Source organism: Caballeronia sp. AZ7_KS35, assembly GCF_023631045.1.
GTDB classification, from domain to species: Bacteria; Pseudomonadota; Gammaproteobacteria; order Burkholderiales; family Burkholderiaceae; genus Caballeronia; species Caballeronia zhejiangensis.
This window is the reverse complement of record NZ_JALQDV010000034.1, coordinates 1-3598: the sequence shown is the minus strand read 5'-3', so window position 1 is coordinate 3598 and position 3598 is coordinate 1. Positions and strand designations below refer to the sequence as shown.

The following is a 3598-nucleotide window of genomic DNA, read 5'->3' as shown; positions in this document are numbered from 1 at the left end:
CTTTGCTTACTTTCTTTGCAGCAGCAAAGAAAGTGAGTGCCGCCCCGCACAGGGGCAACGCTAATAGACCGACGCGAAACCGGGATCCGGCGAAAAAGCCCCCGAATAACAGACGCTCAACGAGCAAGATGCAAAGCCCGAATCCACTTCTCGACGCGAAGCGGATCAAGCCTCCCAGTACGTCCATCGCGCTCATCGCAAAGAGCCCCACGAAACCCGGCAATATCCGGCGCGAGCAAACGAATCCTGTCGAGATCGTCCCACCTCAAAGATCCGGCGACGGCAATCATCGTCCCCCGCTTGCGCGCATCGCCGATGCAGGAAGCAAGCGCCCCCACATCGACGCAATCGAACAACGTGCGCCCGTCCTTGCTCGCCGTATCGAACACGATGCCCACAAAACCCAGTTGCGCCGCAAGCGCGGCCAGTTCGCGATCCACGCCATCGTCGGATAACAACACCGGCACGACAGCCGCCGGCAAGCTCGCCAGATGCCGCAAGCACGCAAAAGCGCCCGCCCCGGGCGACACCCCGACCTTCACATAATCGACGCCCGTAGCCGCGACATCGAGCACGCGCGCGGTCATCTCGTCGAGCGCATCGTTGGGCAAATCGCCGATGGTCGCGCTGATCGGCCGCACCGCATACCGCGCACGCAACGCCCCCACGATACGCGCGATATCGCCGATCGCAACAGCGCCCAGCGCGCCCGCGCCCGGCTCCTTCAGGTCGATCAGTTCGGCGCCGGCGTCCGCCGCATCGAAGGCTTCGTCGGCCGAGCGGACGCTCGCGAGCAATGCGGTCATCGTCGAAACTCCAGAGGGATGGCTACGGAAAACGCGTCAGCTCACAGCCTTCGCGCGATGCGCCTCGATCGCCTGCAAAAGCCATTGCCAGGCCTCGCGCTCGGCGTCGCCCGCAGTCTTGTCGATGGCGATCCGCAAATACGCCACCTCGCTATCCACCTTTTCAGGCGGCAACATGAACAGCCGGCTCACGAGAATCGCGCCTTCGACAACCGCCGCCTGCGCGCGATTGAAGCCCGGAAACGGCGCATGCGTCTCGCGATGCACACATTCCATGCGCAACGTCGGGCGCGCTTCGTCATCGAGAAGTTCGGCGAGACGCAGCTCGATATGCGCGAGCGTCGATGCGAGCCGCACGCTTGGCACCGTGCTCGCGGCAACCGTCGGCCAGTCGCGCGCAATGCCCGTCACGCAGCCCGCGAACACGCGCACGTCCGTCGTCAGATTGATGACGGCGCTCTTCGTCGCGATGACGTTATCGAGCGTCGTCGACGGACGGAACGGCGCAAGAATCGCGAGGCCCTCTTCGAAGCGCACGCCCATCGGCGCGATATGCGGCCGGCCATCGCGATCCGCGGTCGTGACGATGGTCTCGTAAATCATGATGGTCGGCGAAAGTATTCGTAGCCGCACGAAAGAGCCGCCATCGCTTCGATGCGGCTTCGTGCGGGTTCGGTCCGCGTTTAGCGGGTGGCGATATACATCGTGATTTCAAAACCAAAACGCATATCGGTGAAGCTCGGCGTGGTCCATTGCATGGGCGTTCCTCCAGATGAGTCGGGTTGATGCCTCGATACCGCTTCGATGATTTGCCGATGCGGACGAATCCGCCAGGCGGCCGGGAGGGGGCCGGCCCTTCGACGATGCAAGCGCCATGCCAATGACATGAAGCGGATGCCGAAGAGCGCGGCTCGCTCATCATGCGCGCCGACTGTGACGAAATCAGAACACAGTGTCCCATTGCTTCGTTCATAAACGCATCAGGGCTATTCCCGACTAAGGCATCGCTTAAGCCCGGGCAAGTAATTCGTGAATTCCTTTCTGTGCGACGCGTGCTTACTCTGCAATGACAGCAGGGCGCGGTTCACAAGCGGCGATCGCTTCGAGCAGCACCGCGACGCCACTCTCATCTCACTGTCGAGGAAACGGAATGAACGACTTCAGCAAGGCCGCCGTCGAGGCGGTGCGCAATCCGTCCGATCCGCGCTCGCGCTATGCGGCCGGCGTCATGAAGTATCGCGAGATGGGCTACTGGCAGCCCGATTACACGCCGAAGGACACCGACGTCATCGCGCTCTTTCGCATCACGCCGCAAGCGGGGGTCGAGCCGGAGGAAGCGGCTGCGGCCGTGGCGGGCGAGTCGTCGACGGCGACATGGACGGTCGTGTGGACCGACCGTCTCACTGCATGCGACATGTACCGCGCGAAGGCGTATCGCGTCGAACCGGTGCCGAATGCGCGCGCCGACGAGCCGCAGTACTTCGCTTACATCGCGTACGAACTCGATCTTTTCGAAGAGGGATCGGTCGCGAACCTGACGGCGTCGATCATCGGCAATGTGTTCGGCTTCAAGCCGTTGAAGGCGCTGCGGCTCGAAGACATGCGTATTCCCGTTGCGTATCTGAAGACGTTTCAGGGACCGCCGACGGGCATCGTCGTCGAACGCGAGCGGCTCGATAAATACGGACGTCCGCTGCTCGGTGCGACCGTGAAGCCGAAGCTCGGCTTGTCGGGAAAGAACTATGGGCGCGTCGTGTACGAAGGTTTGAAAGGCGGGCTCGATTTTCTGAAGGACGACGAGAACATCAATTCGCAGGCGTTCATGCACTGGCGCGATCGTTACCTCTTCGCGATGGAAGCGGTGAGCCGCGCGCAAGCCGAGACCGGCGAAGTGAAGGGTCACTATCTGAACGTGACGGCCGGCACGATGGAAGACATGTACGAGCGCGCGGAATTCGCGAAGGAACTCGGGTCGTGCATCGTGATGATCGATCTCGTGATCGGCTGGACCGCTATTCAGTCGATGTCGAAGTGGGCGCGTCGCAACGACATGATCCTGCATCTGCATCGCGCGGGACATGGGACTTATACGCGGCAGCGCAATCATGGCATCTCGTTTCGCGTGATCGCGAAGTGGCTGCGGATGGCGGGCGTCGATCATGCTCATGCGGGCACTGCCGTCGGCAAGCTGGAAGGCGATCCGTTGTCGGTGCAGGGCTATTACAACGTGTGCCGCGAGGCGCGCAATGAGCCTGATCTGTCGCGAGGGATTTTCTTCGATCAACCGTGGGCGGGGTTGCGCAAGGTGATGCCGGTGGCATCGGGCGGGATTCACGCAGGGCAGATGCATCAGTTGCTCGATCTCTTTGGGGATGACTGCATTCTGCAATTCGGCGGCGGGACGATTGGACATCCGCAAGGGATTCAGGCCGGGGCGACGGCCAATCGCGTCGCGCTCGAAGCCATGGTGAAAGCGCGGAATGAAGGGCGGGATATTGCTCATGAAGGCCCCGATATTCTTGAAACCGCCGCGCGGGGGTGTACGCCGTTGCAGCAGGCGCTCGATACCTGGCGCGATGTCACTTTCAACTATGCGTCGACGGATACGCCGGATTTTGCTGTTACTGCTACGGCGGGGGTTTAAGAGGTCTGTTGTTGTCGCCGGATCCCGTTTTCGTGTCGGTCTATTAGCACTGCCCCTGTGCGGGGCGGCAGTCACTTTCTTTGCTGCTGCAAAGAAAGCAACTGTATTGAGCGTCAAGGGTTGAGTTGGTAAGGATCATGGTTTTGGG

Annotated in this window: 4 protein-coding genes; 1 reads left to right on the top strand and 3 read right to left on the bottom strand. The window is 61.5% G+C overall.

Annotated elements, in window-relative coordinates:
• Positions 1-116: 116 nt before the first annotated feature.
• The 3 genes from NCT05_RS21940 to pqqA all read right to left on the bottom strand — a co-directional run bounded on the left by NCT05_RS21940 (position 117) and on the right by pqqA (position 1564).
• Positions 117-806: a (5-formylfuran-3-yl)methyl phosphate synthase gene (locus NCT05_RS21940; protein WP_250503159.1), complete on the bottom strand. Its 690-nt coding sequence runs from the start codon at positions 804-806 to the stop codon at positions 117-119.
• A gap of 36 nt (positions 807-842) precedes the next feature.
• Positions 843-1409 (bottom strand): DUF447 domain-containing protein, encoded by a 567-nt coding sequence (locus NCT05_RS21935; protein WP_008354334.1) that lies wholly within the window; start codon positions 1407-1409, stop codon positions 843-845.
• Positions 1410-1489: 80 nt separating this feature from the next.
• Positions 1490-1564, bottom strand: a complete 75-nt coding sequence (gene pqqA, locus NCT05_RS21930; RefSeq protein WP_008354335.1) for a pyrroloquinoline quinone precursor peptide PqqA — start codon at positions 1562-1564, stop codon at positions 1490-1492.
• 392 nt (positions 1565-1956) lie between these two features.
• Here pqqA and NCT05_RS21925 point away from each other — a divergent pair, with 392 nt between their 5' ends.
• The gene (locus NCT05_RS21925; RefSeq protein WP_250503158.1) at positions 1957-3450 is read left to right on the top strand and encodes a form I ribulose bisphosphate carboxylase large subunit; all 1494 of its coding nucleotides are present in this window, start codon (positions 1957-1959) and stop codon (positions 3448-3450) included.
• Positions 3451-3598: the final 148 nt, after the last annotated feature.